The following is a 19,167-nucleotide window of genomic DNA, read 5'->3' as shown; positions in this document are numbered from 1 at the left end:
TGACATCCTTATTGAATTAGCTGTCCAATTGGGTGGTCAACTGTAAACTATAATCCTGCTGAGTTTTATCCGGCCAGTAGGTGACCGTCAACTCAGCGCCGGTGAAACGGGACAAGTTCAGCGGGAATTCACCATCCAATTGCAGCCCCTGCGGTTTTCCTTCAGCGACCAGCCAGCTGGCGTTCAGAGAGGTTGCAGATATTGTCTTTGTCATCACGGCGGGTACCATAGGCGTCAATTCTCCTCGACCAATCTGCAGGGCCGCTGTTTCATAGCTCTGAGGTTCTGGTGTTTTTAGTCCTGCTAGCTTTGCATCTGATCCATTGCGGGCCAGCACCTGATGTGACCCACCACCCGTAGCGGTCAGTTCCACCAGCCAGTCGGATCCCGTAGGGCTACAGTCGGCAAGGATAACCCGAGTCGCCATCATCCGGTTGCCCAGCAATCGAGTGTTGTTCGTCATATCGGCGAACCAATCACCTACAAGTTGGGCAGACACGCCGCTGGCAATGACATGCAGCGCCTTCATGGCTTCGCGCATATCAGAGAGGCTCTCCTTATGCCACACCACCTCACTCTCATCACACTCGTCGCGGTTACCAAAGCAGGTATGTGTCAACCATCGTTCCAAGGGCGAAAGAATGTAAGAATTTCCAATAGAAATCAAAGTAACAGCCACTACACCAAGAACAATACACCAGCCGACAGGTCCTAATAAAATAGCGCCTTCACTGAAGATGGCAAAATTACCAGCAGCACTGGATATAACACTAACTGTGCTGCTAGCGATCACTGATGCTGTCGCAAATCCGTAGAAAGCAGCCGCTGTAGAGTCTCCGTCACGCCACAAACTTAGCGTTTTCATTCCCAACGCAACCCCATCAATAGCGCCAGCCAGCCCCCCGATCACCCCGGCACTGCGGATCAAAAAATCACCTTTATTAAATAAGTTCAGCACCGCCGAGCCCTGGCCCAGTATTTCAACCCCGCAGGCCAGCGCAATCAGCGAGCCCGAGGTCATGGACATTTGCGCCTGCGTATCACCCGGCATCGCCGTTTTCAGAGCTTCAATATTATTGAAGGTGGTATTAATCAATATTCCGGCCAGGATCAACCCCAGCAGGCCACTCTGGAAATCGGTCGATATTGTGGCCTGGTAACGGCCTATGTCGCGCATCTCAGCCGGGCCCAGCGCGATTTCACCTCGAGTTAATGAGTTATCAATCACATCCGGTGTCAGCATGGTAATGCCGGATAATTTCCCCTGATTGCTCAGCGGAGCCGTCAGGCGAACCTGGATTCTTTGCTCCAGCACGACCGGGTCGGTAACCTGTAACCAGTGCCCAACACGCGTTGAGCGCATTGCCCCGCCAGCCTCTTCGGTCTGCATAGTCAGGGGCGATTTCCCATGAACATCAAGCTGGGTGCGCAAAAGATTCTGATAATCCCGGATGGTCATTTCCCCGGTAAAAACGGTTACAACCGGGCTGCCTTCCGCCACATACGCCACCCCCTGCAACGTCCTTAACACACCGCCTTTAGCTGATTCAGACAGTAGGCTCCAAAGACCGCTGTACGCCCCGCCAATCGCACTGACCAGGCTCGCAGCTAATTGCTGGTACGCTTTATTGTTAACAAAAGCGCTGGCCTCTTTGCTGTTCAGCACTGCTTTCAGGTTCGAATAGGTCAGCGATCCATTGAACACTTCTGCTGAAAAATCATGCTTATTGCGCAGCAAAGCCATCAAAGGTGGGCTCATTGGATCTGCCAGCCAGCCTGCCCACTGCGGTTTTTTGCCCCCTTGTTGGATCTTTTCAGTATCGCATCCGGCCAGGCTACCCTGAAGACAAGCAGTAATGGTTCGCAGCTGGAAGTGCCAGCTGACTACGCTGGTTTCCGGCGAGTAGTCGTTATTCAGAAGCACCAGCCACAGCGCAGAGGTATACAGATTGTCGAGATCCTGCCAGATAGCTGCCATCTGTTGCTTATAACCGTCCACGGTTGACTGCCAACTGCTGGCAAAAGCCGCACGCGCAGGCTCGTCGTAGTACTCCTCCATGCGGCCCAGGGCTTTTCGTAACTCAATAGCAACCGCACTTTCACGGCTGACGGAATACGATGTGCTGTAACCCGGCGTGGAGAATCCCTGAATCTTCGGATCGTTTTCAGTCTGCTTTGTTGTGGATGCCCGTAGCTGCACAATCGCATCTGAAATGGTTTTCTGGTGAATGTTGCTCTTTTCAGACGTGTACGTGGCAAGCGCCTGAACCACATCCAGGCGGCCGTGGTTAATTTCCTCCACCACGCCCACGACGTCATCCAGTACGATGGCTTTCACAGGAGCGCCATACTGCTGTTGCAGCTGAGCAATCTGGTTACCCAGGGCGGTTTGCTTGCTCTTTTCCATTCGTGGGTAAAAACCATGGGCCCCGTCAGGGTCGGCATCTTTGCCGACGACGGAAGGGAAAGATTCCGTCGCAAATTCCAGCGCGTTGCTTTTGAGCGCAGACAAAGAGGGATCGAGTCTCAGGCTCCGGCTTGCTCCTTCTATCGTCGCTTTTCCATCCGAGACGGTAACCTGCGTAAAACGTGTAGCAGGACGCTTTCCACTTTTATATTCATCCAGGACCGTTTTACACCATGGATCGCTGCTAAATCCGACCATCGCCTGCGAGTAGTTAGGATCAATATTGATGAAGCTTGCCAGCACATCATGGTTTTGCGTCAGGCATGCCGGGCTCAGTGAATCCACTGTTTCGCTTTCCGGCATCTCGTAGGCATTGAACTGACGTAAAAAGCCTTCGGCGGTGACCTGGTAGGCCTGCCAGACTGATTTGTCCAGCAACACATAAACATAGCCCTGACGTAAGGTGCGAAGGGCATATTTAAACTCCCCCCCGGTTAGCTCAATATCCTGGGGAGGAACCGCAGGTTGCCAACCGGTATTTACCAGAGGCTGTGGAATTGCGGCCACGCGCAGAGGATAAATGGCAACGCCCTCACGTTTACAGGCTTTACAACCTGACGGAACAACTGCTGCCTGCTGACTTGCTTCGGCGTTACTGCCTGCCTTATCTCGCGTACCCATCATTAAATTCCTTCCACTTTCGGCTCAGGCGAGCGCTGTTCCTGCCAGACTGCGTCCGGGAGCGTTTTCATAAGTTGCGTGAGATGCAAATCTGGGTTGCTGGCCACTTTTTGCAGGAGCGCCTTCATTTCATCGTGTATGGTCACGCTGGCTGGTAACGTCAGCGAATTAAGTACGAGAAAAATCCGATCGCTCAGATGGTTAAGCCCAACCTTGCCCGATCCAGCCCAGGCTTTTGCTGCCTGTCGGGCAGCGTCTGTCGGTAGAGGTCCTGAGGTAATACCCCACGCAGAAAGCAGACGCCAGATATCACGATAGTTATCCAGTGCCTGTTCAGTCCCCCATTTTAGTTGCCATTCCTTACTGTTTACTGCACCTGACAAGACCGTCTGTTCTCCTGTAGCAGAAAGGAATATCCAGCGACCGATGGGTGCCAGCAACGTGGACAACTGAGCGGGATCTGCCGTGCTCCGTAACAGCTCAAGGCGCAGGGGTTCAAACACTGGCACAATTGCGCCCGGTCTGATTTTTTTACACAACTCTGCAAGCCAGGTCGCCATTTCTTGAGGATCTAATGAAGCGCTCATCCAGCCGCAAACATAGCGTTTCTCATACAGGACTTCACCGAGAGCATATTCTTCACTCTCTTCAATTAACCTTTCATCGCAATTTTCGCCAGGCGAAGCCAGCAGCACTAACAATGGACAGTGCTCCGGTGACCATGCCAGGTCTGGACGCAGTACCCTCTGCAAGAAATTTGAACCTTTCCCCTCTTTCAGGCAATCAGGATGCAAGGGATTCCACGACATTACTGGCTTCAATGGGTCTATTAACAAATACCGGTATTCATCCTGTCTTGCATTCAGGCATTCCGCTATCGTCGCAATACTCTTCATCAGCGGGCGCTCTCCACACAGGTTGCTTCAGGTGGTAATTCAGGCTGCGCCGGACTGAAGCTTTGAGGGGCCAGTTGGTTGATACTGGCGCATTTGGCACTCACATCACCCGGAGTCAAAATCGTGATCCCCGACGGCTCAATCACCACCGCCGTTTTGCCACAGCTCAGCGTCAGTTTTTTACTGGCCTGGATATAAACCTCATCACCCTTGCTGATAATTTTCATGGCCTTCAGGGAGGTCAGTGCCATTTCATCCCCCTGAGCCTGAATATCCACCTTGCCTTTATTAGCGTAGATTTTGATGCCCAGCGTTTTGGCAAACAGACTGATGATCTCGCCTGCCGCAACGGTGAATTTTTTGAAGACGCTAAAGTCACTGTTCTCGCCGGAGGTCTGAATAAAGTTCTGTCCGCTGCTGATTTGAATACTTTGCGGTGATGCCTGAGCTATCCCGCCCGGGGCGCTCATCAGCAACGCGGACTGCTGCAGATCCTTGATAGAGGATTCCAGCAATGTTTTTTGTGCCTGGATCTGCGCGAGTTCAGCCTGTGCAGTGGCTACAGCATCGCTCAGTGACTTCGCTAACTGCTGCGCCTGATTGAGTGTCCCCAGCGCCGCATCCATCGCCAGAACCTGTCCCTGACCTTTGATTTGTGGATCGGCGGTGATGAAAATACCCTGCTGTGCACGAATAGCACCCCAGCTGTCCGTCCGGAGCTCAAAGCCCTCGCCGCGCTGCTGTTTCTCGCTGTCGACCAGATGCCCAAGGTTGAGCTGGCTCTTGCCGCCATACTCCGTCGAAACCTTGATATGCTCTTTCCCGCGCTCGTCATCAAGGCGGATTTTGTTGTTCGCCGGGGTACGCAGGACGTTACGCTTGTAGTTCTGGATGGTGACGTGGTCGCCGTGGGCCGAGTCGTGCAGCACGCCGGAGATGTACGGCCTGTCCGGATTGCCGTCCTCAAAGCCAATCGCCACTTCGGTGCCCGCCAGCAGCGGCAGGTGCAGTCCGTAGGTGTCGCCGGCATACGGGCGGGACTGGCGCACCCACAGGCTCTCGAACCCGGTTTCCCAGCTGTCCCTGTCAAACAGCATGCTGACGCGGTAGCGGCCGTCTTTATCGATATGGCCGTAGGTGTCGTTCTCAGTGGTGCTCGTGACACGTGCCGGCAGCGTTCCGGCCATCACCGGACGTGAGCCGGGCTCAGGACGGAAGCTGAAATCCGGGCTGTCCGGAATGCCGTCAAAACGAAGGCTAAAGTCTTCATCCCTCCGCGCGTGGGTCTGCATCGCCGTGATGACCACGCCATGCGCAAACACGTCAGCCACTTCATACCCGCCGGTGACTTTCAGCAGCATCCCCGGAGAGAGCGCCGGACTGCTGGTGATGGCCCGGGTCTGCGTCTGGCCATTCAGGTAACGCTCATGCCGGATGCGGGCATAAAACGCACCGGACTCGGGCGCCGGATTGAGGTCATACGCGCTGCCCGGCGTCAGATAATTATCGGCATAGTGGTACGCTTCCCCGTACGTGGTCGCGTCCCCCCGGGTGACGTCAACCAGAGTATTCATGTTCTCCGTGGCCTGACGGTAGTTGTAGTCGCGGGTGCTGACCTGCTTCTGCACCACGCTGTGATGGCTTTCCATCCCCCACACCGAGTCCACACCCTGTGAATGCTGGCCGGACGGCGGCACCGACGGCAGCGTCAGGCCTTTCTCGTAACCCTGCGGGCTGTCGTAAAACTCCACCACATCAATATTCAGGCGCGTGTCGGTGGTGAAGCGAAACCAGATGCCCACTTCGCCCAGCAGGCGGGTGATGAAGTGCAGATCGTCCTCGCCGTACTGCATCACCTGCTCACGGCGCGGATACTCTTTTGTGAGCGAGAACAGAAAATCCTGACCGCGCATGCCGTGACGCTCGCGCAGGATTTTCTCCACAATTTGCGGGACCGACATGTCCTGGTAAATCGCGTTCTGGTGCGAACGGTCAAGCAGTGCCAGACGGGGCCGGAGCGTCAGGGCGTAATGCGTTTCATCTTTTGAGGTACCGAGACGTTCAAAACCGGTCACCACCCCCTGAATCACCCGCAGCGGCTGCTGGATTTTGATGCCGTAACCCTGGTCAACCGGGGCCTGCAGCGTCAGCGAGCCGGGCTTCATCAGCATCATCTCTTTGCTGATGCCGTGGTCGCGGCTGGTGAACTCAACACGGTAGCTGAACGGTCGGCTCAGTGCTTCGTCGCCTTCAAAAGCCAGCACGTCGGGTTCGGCCTCACAGCCCTTCACCACCAGAAGGTGGTGGTTATGGCTGAATCTTAACGGAGGATTGTTGCTCATGCGTTTACTCCCTGTATCCGATCAAACTCCAGGCCGATCCCCTCCTCTTCACTCCAGCCAAGGCGTAACGACGCTGGTTTCTGTTTTGCGGCCATGTGGGTGAGCAATTGCTGACTCAGCACCGGCAGAATTTGTTGATTCAGCAGACTGTCAACGTTACGCGCCCCCGTATCCGGCAACAGGCAGGCTGTGGTCAGCGCGTCATAGAGACTCTCGTCAATTTGCGTGGTCAGCCCGTAGTGGCGGTGCAAGCGCTTGCTGACCTGTGACAGTTTCATTTCGACAATGGTACGCATGGCAGCTTCAGCCAGCGGACGGTAAATCACCGTCTGGAAGCGGGCGAGCAGCGCGGGCTGGAAATGATCGCGCAGGATTGGGCGCAGCAGTTCGTGTAGGTCTGCTTCTGTAGCTTCCGGGTTTTCATCCAGCAACTGCATCAGGTGGTCGCTTCCGAGGTTAGAGGTCATCAGGATGACGGTGTTGCGGAAGTCGATTTCGCGCCCTTCGCCGTCGCGCATAAATCCGCGGTCGAAGACCTGATAGAAGAGGTTCATCACGTCGCGGTGCGCTTTTTCCACTTCATCAAGCAGCACCACGCTGTACGGACGCTTGCGTACAGCTTCGGTGAGGATACCGCCCTGACCGTAACCCACGTAGCCCGGCGGTGAGCCTTTCAGCTGGGAAACCGTGTGCGGTTCCTGGTATTCAGAAAGGTTAATCGTAATGAGTGACTTCTCGCCGCCGTACATCACGTCTGCCAGTGCCAGCGCAGTTTCAGTCTTACCGACGCCACTCGGACCAACCAGCAGGAACACGCCCTGCGGACCGTTCTCGGACGTAAGACCTGTTTTTGCCGCACGCAGACGCCGGGCGATAGCCTCAAGCGCCACATCCTGCCCAACCACACGTTTACCGATTTCATTTTCCAGAGTCAGTAGTTCGGTCTGCTCGTCCTTCATCAGTGATGACAACGGCACGCCTGTCCAGTCGGCAATCACGTTGGCAACGGTGCGGACATCCACATCCATGGAGAGCAACGGGTTGCTGCGCTGCATCTCGTTAAGCTCCTGTTGCAGCCTGTGAGTCTCACGCTGGCGTGATATATCCTGACGGCTTTCGCGTATCTGCTCGGTGAGTTTCATCTCCTGACCGTACTGGGTTTCCAGTTCGTCGAGTGTCACTATCTGGCGCACCTCTTCCTGCTCAATCTCGCTCAAACGCTCGGCATGACACTGATTGCCAATGGCGATATCTTCCAGTAACGCCTGCTTCTCCATGTCGAGCGCAGCGATACTCGCGCGAAGGCGGATTAGCTGTTCAGGTACGGTGTCGAGGCTCATACGCACGCGAGCGGCAGCGGTGTCCAGCAGATCGACCGCTTTATCAGGAAGCTGACGCCCGGTCAGATAACGACGTGAAAGAGTAACTGCCGCACGAACCGCATCGTCGGTGATATGCACATTGTGGTGTTCGGCATAGCGGGATTTCAGGCCACGGAGCATCAGGCAGGCAGTGTCATCGTCAGGCTCATCCACTTTTACCATCTGGAAACGACGTTCCAGGGCGGCGTCACGCTCGAAGTATTGTTTGTATTCAGACCAGGTGGTGGCCGCAATAGTACGCAGTTCGCCACGCGCCAGCGCCGGTTTCAGCAGGTTGGCCGCATCTGCACCACCCGCCTGATTACCTGCGCCAATGATGGTATGCGCTTCATCAATAAAAAGCAGAACAGGTACAGGCGATTGCTGCACCGCGTCGATGACGTTTTTCAGACGCTGTTCGAACTCGCCTTTCACGCCCGCGCCAGCCTGCAGCAGACCCAGGTCAAGGGTGCGCAGGGTAACCGTTTTGAGGGATTCCGGCACATTACCCTCTACTATACGCAACGCCAGACCTTCAACCAGTGCAGTTTTCCCCACGCCCGGCTCGCCGACCAGGATCGGGTTGTTTTTACGGCGGCGGGAAAGGATGTCCACCATCTGGCGGATTTCTGTATCGCGGCCAAACACAGGATCGATCTTCCCTTCCTTCGCTTTGGCAGTGACATCCAGGGTGAATTTATCCAGCGAGTTCTGCAGCGCAGGGCTCAGTTCCCCCTCTTTCATTTCCACACCAGCCGGACGCCCGACAAATTCCATCTCACCACCGTGGTTCTGCGCCAGTTCAGCTTCGCGCTGCATTTCCAGACGTTCATCCGATTGCGCATCCAACAAAGGCCGCAGGCGCTCCAGCTGGCTTTGAGCAAGCGTTAACAACGGCCAAAGGCCGTCACAACGTGCCAGTTTTGGTTTTTCCACCAGGGCCATCAGCAGATGGACGCTGCGAATGTGCTCTTCGCTGTTAAGGGAGGCAATCATCCAGGCTTCCTGCATCAGCGTCTGAATGGCATCAGACAGCTGGGGGCGATGGCGCACGGAGCGAGGTTGTCTGTCGAGCCAGCCAAGCAAATCCTGCCAGATGCCATCCATATCCCATTCATAGCGACGCGCCAACACCGTCAGGTCACCTTCCCCCTGCTCCAGCAGTTTTAGCAGCCAGTGCTCCGGCAAAATTACCGCATGGGCGCGGGTCTGGCAGAGCGACGCCGCGCCTTCCATCGCACGGGCACAGTAAGGGTTCAGACGACGTAACAGGATGGCTGGATTTTCCATGAGATTCTCTCTTTGTCGGTTCCTGGGCACGCTACCGCCCCTCGCTGTTTCCCGTGAAGGGGACCAAAGCGCATATGGTCAGGCTGGCAGTTTGTGGTTTTCTTTGCTGAAAGCCCGTTACGTACAGGCACTCAGCAAAAAACTGCGGACAGGGCCCTGTCCGCATGCGACTTACGCGGTGGCGCGTTCGTTCCAGGAGTCGGAATGAATGATGTTGCCGTCTTTGTAGGTCCAGGTAATTTTTTCGTAACGCAGTTCAACGCGTTCAAGGTGGTTGTGCTTCTCTTTAGAAGGATCCTTGATGTCATACATTTCAGGATTCACTTTCACTACCTTCACGTTTTCCAGTTTGGTGTTGAAGTACTCCACTTCCTGGCCCGCGTCGTTGATTTTGTACCACTTGAACTCAGCGGATTTTAGGGTCTGACCCGTGGTCACCGCCTTGTACAGGTACGGGCTGGAGGAATCGATTTCCTTCGTGAACAGGAACGGCGTGTGGATACGGGTGCCGGTCAGCTTGCCGGTATTGTTGTCGGTCGGGATGTACAGGTTATGCTCCTGTGCAACCACTTCGATGCTGCCTTCACGATCCTGAACGTCAACAGACCCTTTGATGTCCGCGCCGCCGTCGTCCTTCAGCCAAAGATAAACAGGAATTGCCATGTTAATTACTCCGTTATATTTTCTGAGACGCCATCATCCTTCGATGGCGCCAGGTGTTTGCCGGGTATCTGACAGGCACTTGCCTGCGGTACCAGACTGATTTCGACACGGCGGTTAAGCGCACGCCCTTCCGGGGTGTCGTTGGTTGCGACAGGGCGACTTTCGCCATAGCCCTGCACCGCAAAACAGCTTTCCGGCACGTCGCCGGTGTCACGCATCCAGCTGCGCACCGCTTCGGCACGTTTCAGAGACAACGTCTGGTTTAGTTGCGGATTGCCGGTGTTATCGGTATGCCCTGACACGACAATCAGCCAGCCGGGCTTCGCCTTCACGCCGACCAGAGAATTCACCAGCATTTTGGTGGAACCCGCCTTCAGCTCGAACTTGCCGGAATCGAACAGTGACATGCTGTCGAGCCTCACAATTTTCGGCACCGGTTTTGGGGTTAGCTGCGGTTTAGGAGGCGGCGGCATATACGAGCGGATCGCTTCCAGAAGGGGCATCCGTAGGCGTTCCCCCTGATAAAGCCCCAGACCCAGTCGGGCCAGTACGCCGTTACGTGCATAGTCATCCAGCAGCGCCGCATTCTCACGAAGGGCCGCTACGGCGCTAGCCTTCGGGCCGTAGTCATCCATGGAGAGGCTGTCATAACGGGCTATATCGAAGCTCACGCGATGCAGCAGCTGGCGATTGTTCCAGCCACTGCTGAGCAGCGCGGCGATGGCCGCCAGGGTGAAAAGACCAAGGGCACAGCGCCAGGTGCGGGCCTGGGGAGTGAGTCCACTTCCCTCCGGTAGCAGCGGCAGGATGAAATCCGGTAAGGGTGAGATCACCGTACTGTCCGTCCCCCTGGGCTGCCAGCCGGTCACCTGCTGCATGGCAGTATGACGCGATAACCACGCCGTCCAGGCTGATGATGCAAGGCTTCCGGCAAGAATCGGTCCCATTCCCCACAGCAGCGCTGCAGGTGCAATGGCCGGAACATCAGGATTATCATCGATGAATACCGCCTGGACATGCTGATGGAACCAGCTCATCAGGCTGTTCATCAGCACCTGCTGCTGCATCACAGGCGCACCGCCAGTGGAGACCCACGCGGCAATTGAACAAGGCGCACTCGACTCACGCCAGACAGTCCACCCTTCACCCGGAATAGCGGCCTGCCAGAGCATGTCATCCGTCATCGCGCTGCCGATCTGACCATTCAAAATCAATGGCACAGAATGTCCCGTTTCTTTACGCAACTGGCTGATTTGCCAGCGCAGAGCCAGCAGACGACTTGTCAGGGCTTCACTGTCAACGTGTTTCTGCGGGCAGACACTGACCATCACTGACATCTGATGTCCCCAGTCCGGACGCTGCCACAGTACCTGACGGGCAACCTGCTCCAGATCCTGATGATCCTCAACGCGGATCCAGCATCCCTGCGTGACGATGAGTACTGATGACTGCTGCGGCCAGGTCAGCGGCAGATCGCCACAAACCAGCACCACGGGCTGACGGTAAGTGGCTTCAGGAAGGTCATCCAGAAGCAGGGTGACGTCATGCTCCGCACGAGGTTTGGTGATATACCAGAACACGAAGATAACCCCGAGCATCGCCAGCAGAACGAGCACTGAAGCCAGCCGGGATACCGGCAGAAAAGCCAGACAGACCACCGCACTCAGCAGGGCTGCCCACAGCGCAAGCCCGCGCTGTTGTACAGGACTCATTTTATGGCTCCCGGCAGCAGGGTCAGCAGCATCTGATCGAGCCAACGATCCAGTCCCCACCAGAGCGCGGCAAGAACAATCACGCTTAGTCCAATACGTGCAGGCCATGATGCGAGCCATCCGCCCATTCCCCACCCGGCACGGCTTTCTGCCAGAACAGGGTGGGTCTGCGGATAGCTGAACGGCGCGACATGTTCACTGAGCGCGCTGACCAGCTTCTGGCGTTCAGGATCGTTCAGCGCGCGATAGCCCCCCAGAAATCCGAGCATCATTACCCGCTGGAAGCAGGTCAGTACGGCAATGTCTGGTGCTGGTTCGCGCAGCACATCGCGCATCCTGTCACACAGGGTGTCGCCGGCGTCCATCGTGCCGAGGAAGTGTCCCTGCAGGGGAATGTCATACCACTGCACGCAGGCGTCATCCTCCACACCTCGTCCTTTGACCGCCTCGTCAAGCAATGCACATTGTGCAGTGAGGATATGCTCACAGCTGGCTTCGTCGAGTTCACTCGCTTTCAGTTCGCGCTGAACGCGCTCCACGTCAGCGATACAGCGCTCCCACAAAATCCGACCCTCACCTTCCTGAAACTGCGGTCCATGACGAAGGCTAATGACCTGCAGCCAGGTATCCTGCAGCAGGGCGTCAATATCAACAGATACGGCAGCGCCGTGTTTACGTTCACTCATGTTCTCAGTACCGCAAAGAGTTCAAGTTCAGGCTCGCCCAGCATGCCCGGGACGTAAAACATACACGTCCCACTCTGAAGCATCTCAGTCGCCAGAGGATGGGAGAGATCGAGACTGAAATACTGATTTTCCAGGCGCAGCGGAATGGCGGCTGGTACATGGCGCAATGGCATCAACGGCACGCCCACGCGGGAAGAGTTGACGATCCCCCGCACATGGTCAGGACTGCCCACCTTACACTGACGCGGGAACTGTTCCTGCAGTTGCGCTACTGGGATCGGCGAGCGCACAGAAAGATAGTAATCAGCCCCTTCGCGCAGACGCGGGTCATGCAGTCGAGCCTGCCAGAAGTGCAGCCGTGGGTCATAATCGAGTGACAGGGCCACCACGCGGGATGGCAGGCTGGCTTCAAGCAGATCGCCAAGCAAATCGAACAGCGGCGGAAACACCGTATTGAGTTGCTCGTGGTGCCAGATCGGTATAGCGCTCACCTGATGTTCCAGAGAGAAAGTCAGCAGGCTCCCTGCCAGTCGAGAAAGTTCCGGATAAAGCCGCTCCGGCGGGCTTTGCAGGTTCCGCTGGAACTGGCCAAGCACGGGCTCAGCGCTGTTCAGCGCGTTGAGCAGCCAGAACAGTGATACATCGGCCACGGCGAAGTCTGCCATGCGTTCATTGCTTTCACGCCGCATCGCCATCAGACGGCACAGACGGGCCCGCAGTTGAGTCATGAGTTGTTCAAGCTGGGTAACCAGCCAACGGCTGCCCTGGAGAGTCAACAGTGGAGGAAGAAACGTCTCGTCTAATTGCCATGTACCCTGCGAGTCTTGCTGCAGTCGGGCGACCGGACAAATCAGGTAATCGCTGTTGTTCTGATGCGCAAAACGCAGGGTCAGTTCGGGCTGCATTACGGCAATCTGACGGGTATCATCTCCATAGGCATTGCGCACATCCCGCCAGCGCTGACGATATCGCACCGGACGCTCGGCCACTTCTTCGGGTTTCAGGCAGTTGCCGCCGTTCGACCGCAGCAGAGGTAGTGCCAGTACCACCGTCACCTCCTGCGATTCGCTTTCAAGCGACAGGACCGGAGGCAGAGTATCGGCATTATCTGTATCAATCAGCGTACCGTCCTGAAAACGGACATGCAGATGATGGGCCTGCAGACGTCCAAGCCTGAGAGCTTCCGGTTCGAAGGTGGCATTAATTACCCCCCATGGACAGGAGAGGCCCAGCCGGGCAATACATTCGGCAGACCAGGCCGCATACGCGACCTGTTGCTGAAAATGCTGGGGAGAGACCATAATGCCCCTACCCCATAACGGTTGTTCCGTTTTCATCGGCTTCCTGCCTGTTTTTACGATTTCGCTTTCGGCATCTGGGAAACCAGCGACAGATTGACGTCCATGCCCTCCACCTGGAAGTGCGGCACGGCGTACAGCTTCACGCGGAAGAAGCCCGGATTGTCTTCGATGTCTTCCACTACCACCTTCGCGTCACGCAGCGGGTGAGAAGCCTGCAACTCGTCGCCCGGATCGGTCATTTCGGTCACCAGGCTGCGGACCCACGTGTTCAGCTCCAGCTCCAGCAGTCGACGGTCTTTGGTGGTACCGATGTTCTCGCGCTGAATCAGCTTCAGGTAATGGGCGATACGCGACAGCAGGAAGATGTACGGAAGACGGGCGTTGATGCGGCTGTTAGCCGTCGCATCAGCGGTGTCGTACAGCGCCGGTTTCTGAGTGGAGTTGGCTGAGAAGAAGCACGCGTAGTCACGGTTTTTGTAGTAGGACAAAGGAATGAAGCCCAGATTCGCGAATTCGAATTCACGGGTTTCAGGAATCATCACTTCACTCGGGATTTTTACCTGATTGCCGGTACCGAGATCGTACAGATGGATAGGCAGGTCCTGAACCGCACCACCAGCCTGCGGGCCACGGATTTGTACACACCAGCCATTATTGATAAAGCTGCGCACCATGTTGGACGCGAAGGCAAACGATGCATTGGTCCACAGGTATTTGTCGTGATCGGGACCTTTGACTTCTTCGACATAGTTGAAGCTGCGAACCGGAACGGTGTCCGGGCCATACGGTAAACGTCCCAATACGCGCGGCATGACCAGGCCGATGTAGCGAGCGTCATCAGTATCGCGGAACGATTTCCACTTGATGTACTCTGCGCGGTCAAAATAATTACCAATATCTTTAATCGCCGCGACGTCTTCCATGGACTCTTTAAGGAAGAATTTCGGGCCTGCTGAGCCGATAAACGGCATATGTGCAGCAGCGGATACCTTAGAGATGTTGCGAAGCAGAGCGACATCCTGAGCTGAAGCATCAAACTCGTAAGCGGAAATCAGTGCCGCAATCGGCTCGCCGCCTGGAGTATCATATTCATCAATGTAGGTGTGTTTATACAGACCACTCTGGATGATTTCCGGGGTATCTTCAAAGTCCTGCCGCAGGTCTTCTTTGGACATACTCAGAAGCTCAATTTTCACGTTCTGGCGAAAATCTGTTTTATCAATCAGTGATTTCACCCCACGCCAGAGGCTTTCGACCGCCTGAAACTCGTCATGGTGCATAACCGCGTCCAGCTGGCGGCTGATCTGGTAATCGAGCTCAGCGATGTGATGATCGATAAGGCTTTTATCCAGTTTTTCGACCTTCGCGCCTGCTTTGGTCAGACATTCCAGAAAGACCTGCATACCTGCAGTCAGACGCTCATCAGCGGTTGCATCTGACATCGCCTGCGCATCTTGCCAGAGGTCTAACGCGCTCAACTCGGAGACAGGATTCAGATTGATTTTCTCAAACAGGGAGGCGTAAACCCCACCCGCAGCAGGACGTTCCAGCACCACGCTTTCACTACCGGCAATATTATTTTGTACAGACATGAGCATTCCTTGTTTAATCCGTTAAAACAGCGTGATGGTTACGATTTTCTTGATGCCAGTGCGGATAGTTCATTTCGCAGTTCAGCACTAAGAGACTGGTCCAGGAGGATTTTTTCCAGCTCTTTTCGGAAAGTCTGGTTATCCAGCAAATTGGCCTTCAGATCGCGAAGCAAGTTGCGCATCGCCAGCATCGCCTTCAGCTGCGGTATCTGAGCAGCCACCTGCTCTGGCGTGAAATCTTTCATGCTCTGGAAAGTCAGCTGAACATTTTCCTCACCACCATCATCAGAGAGCGTATTTTTAACGGTTAGATTAAGTTTTGGGGAGTATTCAGAAAGAACACTGTCGAAATTATTTTTCGTGATGTTAACTTTCTCACGCTCAGATATTTGAGCAGACTCTTTCCCATTACTGAAATCACCCGCAACCAGTAATTTCAGCGGTAATTCCATTTTCTTGCTTGCCCCGCCTGTATGCAGGTCAAGCTTCAGGTTAATACGTGCCTTAGGCACCTCATTCTGAAAACTGTCAGCCATCTCATCATCCCTCTTTGTTTTTGCTACGCCAACTTCACGGTATCGTTCTTGATGCGCAATATTAGAATAATGATCGATGCAAAATCAAATACACAGATCATTTATCCGCAATAAGAAATTTCTTAAGAATTTTCCACTAAGATATTATTACGGATTATCCGTTCAGCTCAGGAAAAGACACTGCTTTTTTCACACAAAGCGAATATTTGCACCGTAAAAAGGATCGCAGCCAGAGAGATGCTAATAAAACCATCTTGTTTTGATTTGCATCACAACATGATATTAAAAAAAGATGAAGGAACGGCAACAGGTTATTGCAAGCAGATAAATGACAGAGGTTAATGAATGAAGAAGAGTGACGAATTGATTGATAACATGAATAATAAATAAGAATTTTCACAAAGAAAATTCTTATTTATTATTCGAAGGAAAATAAAATGTAGATGCGGGTCCGAAAATAAACACTGCTGCTCTTTTGTCGGCCCACTCCTCCTTGCGCAAAGACTTCAGTTCTTCTCTCAGGCATGAGAACTGCTCTCCCTTCTGGAGTTTATACAGTGTAAAATCAAACACCTCCCGGATCGCCGCTTTTTTAATCAAAAACGAGTAATAGCACATATCGTATAACGGTGCTACATTACGCCGCCCGCCCAAATCAGCAGTGGCCAGGCAACGCCGCCGTAAAGTTCGGTAAAGCCTGCAACCATCACCTTGAAGAACGGTCTTATCGGCACGTCGTATCGCAAACTCTGCGCTACCTTTACAGGCTTCACATAGGTTCTACTATTTTGTCTCAATCCAAATTTCAACGTGCGTTTTTACACCCGCGTTACTGGTTTACATGGTTTGGCCTTGGCGTACTCTGGTTGCTGGTTCAACTTCCGTACCCTGTCCTGCGCTTGCTGGGGTCAAAACTGGGCAGCGCTTCCCGCGTTTTCCTGAAACGTCGCGAATCCATCGCGCGTAAAAATATTGAGCTTTGTTTTCCGCAGTACAATGCAGAGGAGCGTGAGAAACTCATCGCTGAAAACTTCAAGTCTATCGGCATGGCGCTGCTTGAAACCGGCATGGCATGGTTCTGGCCAGATGAACGTGTCCGCAAATGGTTTGACGTGGAAGGCCTGGATAACCTTAAACGCGCGCAGATGCAAAAACGCGGCGTGATGGTCGTCGGCGTTCACTTTATGTCGCTGGAGCTGGGCGGCCGCGTGATGGGGCTTTGCCAGCCAATGATGGCAACCTACAGACCGCACAACAGTGCGCTTATGGAATGGGTGCAGACGCGAGGCCGTATGCGTTCCAATAAGGCGATGATCAGCCGTAATAACCTGCGCGGTATGGTCGGTGCTCTCAAGAAAGGAGAGGCCGTCTGGTTTGCCCCCGATCAGGATTATGGACGTAAAGGCAGCAGCTTTGCGCCTTTCTTTGCGGTGAAAGACGTTGCGACGACTAACGGTACCTTTGTCATTTCACGTCTGTCTGGTGCCTCCATGCTGACCGTGACGATGGTGAGAAAAGCAGATAAGTCAGGCTATCGCCTGCACATCTCCCCGGAAATGGCTAACTATCCGGAAAACGAGTGCGAAGCGGCCGCGTTTATCAATAAAGTCATCGAAACTGAAATCATGCGCGCGCCAGAGCAATATCTGTGGATGCATCGTCGTTTCAAAACCCGCCCTCTTGGCGAAGCCTCGCTCTATATTTAGCCCTTCATGAAGGTTAGTTTCGCTAAGAAACTAACCTTTTCAATCACCTGTCTTCCCGCTGAGTAATTATCTTTCAATGCGTCGCCCAAAGTGAATTTATTGCGAAGTGAAATCAAACTGTCGCCGTTCCACGACACTCGTAAGTAACGGAAATTATTTAAAAAAATCCCTCTTGTCACCCCTCATTTTTAAGCGTACATTAGCGCCGTCTGGCAACAGGAAAGCACAGAATTCTGAGCTGGAGTTAACGGCATAACGGGAAAATTCTCATTTCCGTTTTGACCGGATTTCAGTTCTATATAATCAGGTGGACTCTGTTTTTAAATGCGTACCACAAGATACGCGGAGCGATGAAACGTGAAATATTTCTTTATGGGCATTTCGGTGATTGTTTTAGTCTGGGCCGGAACCTTTGCCCTGATGATCTAGTGAAGAACATGCAGTCAAAAAAACAGGAGCCAACGGCTCCTGTTTTTTTATGTCATGACGACGCGGGATGTTCAGCGACGCTCTTTGAGGTCAGAAGACCGTCGGCCCGGAACATACTCTTGATGCCCCTCACCGCCTGACGAATACGGTCGCTGTTTTCAATCAGGGCAAATCGCACATGGGTGTCGCCATAATCACCGAATCCAATGCCAGGCGAGACACACACCTTTGCATCCTGAAGCAGCTTTTTAGCAAACTCCAGCGATCCCATCGCCGCATAGGGCTCCGGAATTTTTGCCCAGACGTACATAGACGCCTTCGGCATTTCCACCATCCAGCCCGCTTCATGCAACCCTTTTACCAGCACATCGCGGCGGCGCTTATACTGGGCGGCAATCTCGTGAACGCACTGCTGGTCGCCTTCCAGGGCAGCGATAGCCGCGACCTGCAGCGGCGTGAAGGTACCGTAGTCGTGGTAACTCTTAATGCGCGCCAGGGCACTCACCAGCGTTTTGTTACCCACCATAAAGCCAATACGCCAGCCCGCCATGTTGTAGCTTTTCGACAGGGTGAAGAACTCTACCGCCACATCACGCGCGCCCGGGACCTGCATAATCGACGGGGCTTTCCAGCCGTCATAGACGATATCTGCATAGGCTAAATCGTGAACCACCAGCACGTCATAACGCTTGGCCAGGGCAACCACTTTCTCGAAGAAATCAAGCTCCACGCACTGCGCCGTTGGGTTCGACGGGAAACCGAGGATCATCATCTTAGGTTTCGGATAGCTTTCGCGAATCGCACGTTCCAGTTCGTTAAAGAAATCGACACCTTCCACCAGCGGCACAGAACGGACCTGCGCACCGGCAATCACCGCGCCGTAGATATGGATCGGGTAGCTTGGATTAGGCACCAGCACCGTGTCGCCATGATCCAGCGTGGCCAGCATCAGGTGTGCCAGCCCCTCTTTCGAGCCGATGGTGACAATCGCTTCACTTTCCGGATCGATATCAACCTGATAGCGATCCTGATACCAGCGCGAGATCGCGCGACGTAACCTGGGAATACCGCGAGAGGTCGAGTAGCCGTGCGTATCCGGGCGCTGGGCAACCGTGCAGAGCTTTTCAACGATATGCGGTGGCGTTGGACCGTCAGGGTTACCCATGCTGAAATCGATAATATCTTCGCCGCGCCGACGCGCAGCCATTTTCAGTTCAGCAGTGATATTGAAAACATAAGGGGGGAGACGATCGATACGCGTAAAACGGCGTTCAGGACTGAATTCAGCCATAGATTCCTCAGATTAACGTTAGCGCCCGGACCGTCCGAGCGACGCTGCCACCGATGTGGCATGTTTAGAAAATAACCTGAAAAAAATCATGCTGTCGAGAGGGAAATGAAAAAAAAGCGATCGACTAAAAACCGGAACCCGGCTGCGCCTAAAAGCGGAAGCCCCTGTTTCGGGATAGGCTGTCTGATAGCTGTTATTTAACAGGATGATATCAAACCAGTTACCTGATGATTCGCCGTTCAGAAAAAAACAGGACGCCTCGGTCATCGCCAGA

15 protein-coding genes are annotated in these 19,167 nt (G+C 54.2%); 2 read left to right on the top strand and 13 right to left on the bottom strand.

Going from position 1 to position 19,167, the window contains the following annotated elements:
• Positions 1–16: 16 nt before the first annotated feature.
• The 11 genes from ACERY3_RS11130 to ACERY3_RS11080 all read right to left on the bottom strand — a co-directional run bounded on the left by ACERY3_RS11130 (position 17) and on the right by ACERY3_RS11080 (position 16,240).
• Positions 17–3,091, bottom strand: coding sequence for a T6SS effector BTH_I2691 family protein (locus tag ACERY3_RS11130; RefSeq protein WP_373225636.1), 3,075 nt, complete (start codon positions 3,089–3,091; stop codon positions 17–19).
• Complete coding sequence (locus ACERY3_RS11125; protein ID WP_373225634.1) at positions 3,091–3,984, bottom strand: hypothetical protein; 894 nt, start codon at positions 3,982–3,984, stop codon at positions 3,091–3,093. The genes ACERY3_RS11130 and ACERY3_RS11125 overlap by 1 nt, the downstream gene beginning before the upstream one ends.
• Entirely contained in the window at positions 3,984–6,326 is a 2,343-nt protein-coding gene (locus tag ACERY3_RS11120; protein ID WP_373225633.1) for a type VI secretion system Vgr family protein, read from the bottom strand. Before ACERY3_RS11120 ends, ACERY3_RS11125 begins: the two co-directional genes overlap by 1 nt.
• Positions 6,323–8,977, bottom strand: a complete 2,655-nt coding sequence (gene tssH / locus ACERY3_RS11115) for a type VI secretion system ATPase TssH (protein WP_373225631.1) — start codon at positions 8,975–8,977, stop codon at positions 6,323–6,325. Before tssH ends, ACERY3_RS11120 begins: the two co-directional genes overlap by 4 nt.
• 171 nt (positions 8,978–9,148) lie before the next feature.
• Entirely contained in the window at positions 9,149–9,640 is a 492-nt protein-coding gene (gene hcp, locus ACERY3_RS11110; RefSeq protein ID WP_023325816.1) for a type VI secretion system effector Hcp, read from the bottom strand.
• Between the two features lie 5 nt (positions 9,641–9,645).
• Complete coding sequence (locus tag ACERY3_RS11105) at positions 9,646–11,352, bottom strand: OmpA family protein (protein ID WP_373225629.1); 1,707 nt, start codon at positions 11,350–11,352, stop codon at positions 9,646–9,648.
• Positions 11,349–12,038, bottom strand: coding sequence for a type VI secretion system protein TssL, short form (gene tssL, locus ACERY3_RS11100; RefSeq protein ID WP_096150714.1), 690 nt, complete (start codon positions 12,036–12,038; stop codon positions 11,349–11,351). The genes ACERY3_RS11105 and tssL overlap by 4 nt, the downstream gene beginning before the upstream one ends.
• A complete protein-coding gene (gene tssK, locus ACERY3_RS11095) occupies positions 12,035–13,375 on the bottom strand; it encodes a type VI secretion system baseplate subunit TssK (RefSeq protein ID WP_047060680.1) in 1,341 nt (446 codons plus the stop codon). Before tssK ends, tssL begins: the two co-directional genes overlap by 4 nt.
• 17 nt (positions 13,376–13,392) lie before the next feature.
• Complete coding sequence (gene tssC / locus ACERY3_RS11090; protein ID WP_033146134.1) at positions 13,393–14,937, bottom strand: type VI secretion system contractile sheath large subunit; 1,545 nt, start codon at positions 14,935–14,937, stop codon at positions 13,393–13,395.
• Between the two features lie 32 nt (positions 14,938–14,969).
• On the bottom strand, positions 14,970–15,467 hold the full coding sequence (gene tssB, locus ACERY3_RS11085) for a type VI secretion system contractile sheath small subunit (protein ID WP_094935815.1): 498 nt from the start codon (positions 15,465–15,467) through the stop codon (positions 14,970–14,972).
• Between the two features lie 632 nt (positions 15,468–16,099).
• Positions 16,100–16,240, bottom strand: coding sequence for a hypothetical protein (locus ACERY3_RS11080; RefSeq protein WP_162531704.1), 141 nt, complete (start codon positions 16,238–16,240; stop codon positions 16,100–16,102).
• 12 nt (positions 16,241–16,252) lie between these two features.
• On the opposite strand from ACERY3_RS11080, the gene lpxP reads away from it, so the two are divergent.
• Together lpxP and ypdK are read left to right on the top strand one after the other, a co-directional pair.
• Positions 16,253–17,173, top strand: a complete 921-nt coding sequence (lpxP, locus tag ACERY3_RS11075) for a kdo(2)-lipid IV(A) palmitoleoyltransferase (protein WP_024907634.1) — start codon at positions 16,253–16,255, stop codon at positions 17,171–17,173.
• Between the two features lie 357 nt (positions 17,174–17,530).
• The gene (gene ypdK, locus ACERY3_RS11070) at positions 17,531–17,602 is read left to right on the top strand and encodes a membrane protein YpdK (RefSeq protein WP_099458937.1); all 72 of its coding nucleotides are present in this window, start codon (positions 17,531–17,533) and stop codon (positions 17,600–17,602) included.
• Positions 17,603–17,654: 52 nt separating this feature from the next.
• On the opposite strand, the gene alaC is transcribed toward ypdK, so the two are convergent.
• Positions 17,655–18,893 carry an alanine transaminase gene (alaC, locus tag ACERY3_RS11065; protein ID WP_023308710.1) on the bottom strand — a complete coding sequence of 413 codons (1,239 nt, stop codon included), beginning with the start codon at positions 18,891–18,893 and terminating at the stop codon, positions 17,655–17,657.
• An 18-nt stretch (positions 18,894–18,911) separates the two neighbouring features.
• Positions 18,912–19,160, bottom strand: coding sequence for a hypothetical protein (locus ACERY3_RS11060; RefSeq protein ID WP_319876370.1), 249 nt, complete (start codon positions 19,158–19,160; stop codon positions 18,912–18,914).
• Positions 19,161–19,167 lie beyond the last annotated feature (7 nt).

Origin of the sequence: Enterobacter cloacae complex sp. ESBL7, from assembly GCF_041679625.1 — a bacterium.
GTDB lineage: Bacteria > Pseudomonadota > Gammaproteobacteria > Enterobacterales > Enterobacteriaceae > Enterobacter > Enterobacter asburiae_B.
Note: the sequence above shows the minus strand (reverse complement) of the source record. Positions and strands in the feature narration are given on the sequence as shown.

Excerpts from the sequence above, each read along its gene's own strand:
- ACERY3_RS11105 (WP_373225629.1), bottom strand. The coding sequence starts at position 11,352 with ATGAGTCCTGTACAACAGCGCGGGCTTGCGCTGTGGGCAGCCCTGCTG.
- tssK (WP_047060680.1), bottom strand. The coding sequence starts at position 13,375 with ATGAAAACGGAACAACCGTTATGGGGTAGGGGCATTATGGTCTCTCCC.
- ACERY3_RS11130 (WP_373225636.1), bottom strand. The coding sequence starts at position 3,091 with ATGATGGGTACGCGAGATAAGGCAGGCAGTAACGCCGAAGCAAGTCAG.
- ACERY3_RS11060 (WP_319876370.1), bottom strand. The coding sequence starts at position 19,160 with ATGACCGAGGCGTCCTGTTTTTTTCTGAACGGCGAATCATCAGGTAAC.
- tssC (WP_033146134.1), bottom strand. The coding sequence starts at position 14,937 with ATGCTCATGTCTGTACAAAATAATATTGCCGGTAGTGAAAGCGTGGTG.
- tssH (WP_373225631.1), bottom strand. The coding sequence starts at position 8,977 with ATGGAAAATCCAGCCATCCTGTTACGTCGTCTGAACCCTTACTGTGCC.
- alaC (WP_023308710.1), bottom strand. The coding sequence starts at position 18,893 with ATGGCTGAATTCAGTCCTGAACGCCGTTTTACGCGTATCGATCGTCTC.
- hcp (WP_023325816.1), bottom strand. The coding sequence starts at position 9,640 with ATGGCAATTCCTGTTTATCTTTGGCTGAAGGACGACGGCGGCGCGGAC.
- ACERY3_RS11125 (WP_373225634.1), bottom strand. The coding sequence starts at position 3,984 with ATGAAGAGTATTGCGACGATAGCGGAATGCCTGAATGCAAGACAGGAT.
- tssB (WP_094935815.1), bottom strand. The coding sequence starts at position 15,467 with ATGGCTGACAGTTTTCAGAATGAGGTGCCTAAGGCACGTATTAACCTG.
- tssL (WP_096150714.1), bottom strand. The coding sequence starts at position 12,038 with ATGAGTGAACGTAAACACGGCGCTGCCGTATCTGTTGATATTGACGCC.
- ACERY3_RS11120 (WP_373225633.1), bottom strand. The coding sequence starts at position 6,326 with ATGAGCAACAATCCTCCGTTAAGATTCAGCCATAACCACCACCTTCTG.